The sequence below is a fragment of the Tabrizicola sp. genome, assembly GCF_036781545.1.
In the GTDB taxonomy this organism is placed as follows: domain Bacteria; phylum Pseudomonadota; class Alphaproteobacteria; order Rhodobacterales; family Rhodobacteraceae; genus Tabrizicola.
In genome coordinates, this window is the sequence record NZ_DAIQAT010000249.1 from 1 (window position 1) to 3,404 (window position 3,404).

Genomic DNA, 3,404 nt, shown 5'->3' on the forward strand with positions numbered 1-3,404 from the left:
GAGATCACGGCGCATTTCCACGGCACCGACAAGCTGGTGGTGGTGGGCCTGCTGCGCGGGTCCTTCGTCTTCATCGCCGACCTCGTGCGCGAGATCGAGCTGCCGGTGGAGGTGGATTTTCTGGAAGCCTCCAGCTACGGCGATTCCATGCATTCCAGCCGCGAGGTCCGCATCCTGAAGGACCTGCGCGGCGAGATCGCGGGGCGCGACGTGCTTTTGGTCGAGGATATCGTGGATACGGGGTTCACGCTGCACCATGTCATCCACCTGCTGAAAGCGCGCGAGCCGAAGCGGCTGAAGGTCTGCGCCTTGCTGGACAAGCCCTCGCGCCGGGAGGTGGCGGTCAAGGCCGACTGGACCGGGTTCGAGATTCCCGACGAGTTCGTGGTGGGCTATGGCATCGACTTCGCCCAGAGGAATCGCAACCTGCCCTTCATCGGCAAGGTGCGGTTCACCGAAGGCCGATGAACCAGCTCCACTGGCTTCTGCGTGCCAAGCGCTGGGTGCAGAATCCGCCCTCGCCGGGGCGGGTCAAGCTGGTGTTCGCGGCGGTGGCGCTTTGCCTGGCGATCGTCGGGATCGAGCATTTCATTGGCTGGCCCGACTGGATGACGGTCAACAGCCTGCGCCAGAAACCGTGATTGGACGCTGGCGCGGTCTGGCTTAGGTTCGCCCAAAGGTTGCAAGAGCGGAGAGTTGCGATGCGGATCATGCGCTGGCTGGTCGTCCTGGGACTGGTCGCGGCGGGGGGGCTTTACCTCATGGCGCGTCCGAAACCGCTGGCAGCCGCGGCGGTGGCGAACCTGACCGGCGACGCGGTGCATGGCGAACAGGTGTTCTGGGCCGCAGGCTGCGCCTCTTGCCACATGGCGGCAGAGGCCAAGGGCGAGGCGCAGCTGGTCCTATCGGGCGGGCAGCGCTTCCCCTCGGACTTCGGCACCTTCATTGCCCCGAACATCAGCCAGGACCCCCAGCACGGGATCGGCAACTGGTCGATGCTGGATCTGGCGAACGCCATCACCCGGGGCGTCAGCCCCAAGGGAGAGCATTACTATCCCGCCCTGCCCTATGCCTCTTACGCCAAGATGGAGATGCAGGATGTGGCGGACCTCTACGCCTTCCTGAAGACGCTGCCTGCCGACCCGACGCCCAGCCAGCCGCATGAGCTGGGCTTCCCCTTCTCGATCCGCGACAGCATCGGAGTCTGGAAGCTGATGTTCCTGTCGAAGGACTGGGCGCTGCCGGGGAACCTGACCCCTACCGCCGCGCGGGGCCGCTATATCGCGGAAGCGCTGGCGCATTGCGGCGAATGCCACACGCCGCGCAACCGGCTGGGGGGGATGGACACCACCCGCTGGCTGGGCGGTGCGCCGAACCCTTCGGGCGAAGGGCGGATCCCGAACATCACCCCGGCCAAGCTGGGCTGGACGGCGGCGGACATCGTGCAGTACCTGACCACCGGCTTCACGCCCGAGTACGACAGTGTCGGCGGGCATATGGCGCATGTGGTGGACAACATGGCGCGGCTTCCCGAGAGCGACCGGCTGGCGGTGGCGGAATACATCCTGGCAGTGCCAAACGTGGAGTGAGGGTCGGCCCTTTGCCTGCCGCGCGGACCTGCCCGGCCCCCCGCTTCAAGGAGGCGGGGCCGCAAGATTATGTGATCACTACAAGATATTGATATTTCTGCTTGGAGACTTCACGGTTTTGCGATAAAAATGAAAAAAACACGAGCAGAAACGGAAACTTCCAATGACCAGACTCCTTGTCCCCGCGATTCTCGCGCTGACTGCGCTTCCCGCCGCCGCGCAGGATGCCAACGGCCTTACCTTCGGCGGTGAGGTGAAACTGGAATATCTCGACACCGCCGGCTCGCATCTCTGGGCCTTCGATGGCGATGTCTCGGCAAGCTGGCGGTCGGGCGGCCTTCTCGGCTTCGATGCCTCGGTGGATACGACCTATCTCGACAGCTCGGGCGGCGGCCAGGACCTCACCAACATCTGGGCCGCGCTGGTCCTGTCGACCGGCGCAGGCGAATTCGCGGTCGGTGCCCCGCGCCCGCTGGTCGATACGCTGGGCGTGATGCCGAAATTCTCGTCCTCGCGCGTGCTGGACCTGCAGACGAGCTTTCTGCGCGGGCCGATCACCTCGATCGTCAGCGCCTCGGACCATGGCGTGACGCCAGGCGTCACCTGGAAGCAGAACTCTGGCAACCTGACCTTCGGCGCGGGCTACCATCACCTGAACGACGGCGCCAATGTCGACATCCTGGAAGGCGTCATGCGCTACCAGGCCGGTGACACGACCTTCTTCATCACCGGAGAATTCGCCGATGTCGACGGCCCGAACGTCACGCTCATGCAGATCGGCGCATTCCATGATGCCGACCGCTTCGATTTCGGCGCGGCGCTGTCGCAGCTGGACCTGTTGGATGCCACACGCAGCCTGCGGCTCTACGGCAGCTTCGACGTGATGCCTGCGCTGACGGTGCGTGGCGATGCGCTGCTGATCCAGGACACGAACGACATCTATTCGCTGTCGGCGACCTACCGCATGGACAACGGTCTTTTCATCGAGGGCGGCGGCAGCAAGATCACCGGCTCGGACGAGATCTACGACATCGGCGTCGGCTTCAAGTTCTGAAGCCCGCTACAGCTGACCCTGGGGGCCGCCGGTTGGGCGGCCCTTTCCTTTTGATCAGCCCCTGCCCGCCTGCCGCGCGGCGCGCATCCGGGCGAAATCGTCGCCGGCGTGGTAGGACGACCGGGTCAGCGGCGTGGCCGAGACCATCAGGAAGCCCTTGCCCCAGGCCGCCGTCTCATAGGCCTTGAATTCCTCGGGCGTGACAAAGCGGGCGACGGCATGGTGCTTGGGCGTCGGTTGCAGATACTGGCCGATGGTCAGGAAATCGACATCCGCCGACCGCATGTCGTCCATCACCTGGCGGACCGCCGGACCGTCCTCGCCGAGGCCCACCATGATGCCGGACTTGGTGAACATGGTCGGGTCCAGTTCCTTGACCCGTTGCAGCAGGCGCAGCGAATGGAAGTAGCGCGCGCCGGGGCGGACCTCGTGGTAGAGGCCCGGCACGGTTTCCAGGTTGTGGTTGAACACGTCGGGCCGCGCCTCGACCACCTTCTCCAGCGCCGAGGGCGGGCATTTCAGGAAATCGGGCGTCAGAACCTCGATGGTCGTCGCCGGACTGCGGTGGCGGATCGCGCGGATGGTCTGGGCGAAGTGCTCGGCCCCGCCATCGTCGAGGTCGTCGCGGTCCACGCTGGTGACGACAACATGGGTCAGGCCCAGTTCCGAGACCGCATGGGCCACCCGGCCCGGCTCGAACACGTCGAGCGTCTGCGGCTTGCCGGTCGCCACGTTGCAGAAGGTGCAGCCGCGGGTGCAGA

At 65.4% G+C, this 3,404-nt stretch carries 5 protein-coding genes; 4 read left to right on the top strand and 1 reads right to left on the bottom strand.

The features are described 5' to 3' along the window. From hpt to V7Q39_RS20160, 4 genes are all read left to right on the top strand, one after another. Positions 1-468: hypoxanthine phosphoribosyltransferase (gene hpt / locus V7Q39_RS20145; RefSeq protein WP_333818400.1), on the top strand; the 468-nt coding region annotated here is incomplete at its 5' end. Next, positions 465-641, top strand: a complete 177-nt coding sequence (locus tag V7Q39_RS20150; protein ID WP_333818401.1) for a hypothetical protein — start codon at positions 465-467, stop codon at positions 639-641. The genes hpt and V7Q39_RS20150, both read left to right, overlap by 4 nt. 60 nt (positions 642-701) lie before the next feature. Beyond that, entirely contained in the window at positions 702-1,589 is an 888-nt protein-coding gene (locus tag V7Q39_RS20155) for a cytochrome c (RefSeq protein WP_333818402.1), read from the top strand. Positions 1,590-1,752: 163 nt separating this feature from the next. Continuing rightward, entirely contained in the window at positions 1,753-2,643 is an 891-nt protein-coding gene (locus V7Q39_RS20160) for a porin (RefSeq protein ID WP_333818403.1), read from the top strand. A 54-nt stretch (positions 2,644-2,697) separates the two neighbouring features. On the opposite strand, the gene V7Q39_RS20165 is transcribed toward V7Q39_RS20160, so the two are convergent. Further along, positions 2,698-3,404: lipoyl synthase (locus V7Q39_RS20165; protein WP_333818404.1), on the bottom strand; the 707-nt coding region annotated here is incomplete at its 5' end.

Excerpts from the sequence above, each read along its gene's own strand:
- V7Q39_RS20155 (WP_333818402.1), top strand. The coding sequence starts at position 702 with ATGCGGATCATGCGCTGGCTGGTCGTCCTGGGACTGGTCGCGGCGGGG.
- V7Q39_RS20160 (WP_333818403.1), top strand. The coding sequence starts at position 1,753 with ATGACCAGACTCCTTGTCCCCGCGATTCTCGCGCTGACTGCGCTTCCC.
- V7Q39_RS20150 (WP_333818401.1), top strand. The coding sequence starts at position 465 with ATGAACCAGCTCCACTGGCTTCTGCGTGCCAAGCGCTGGGTGCAGAAT.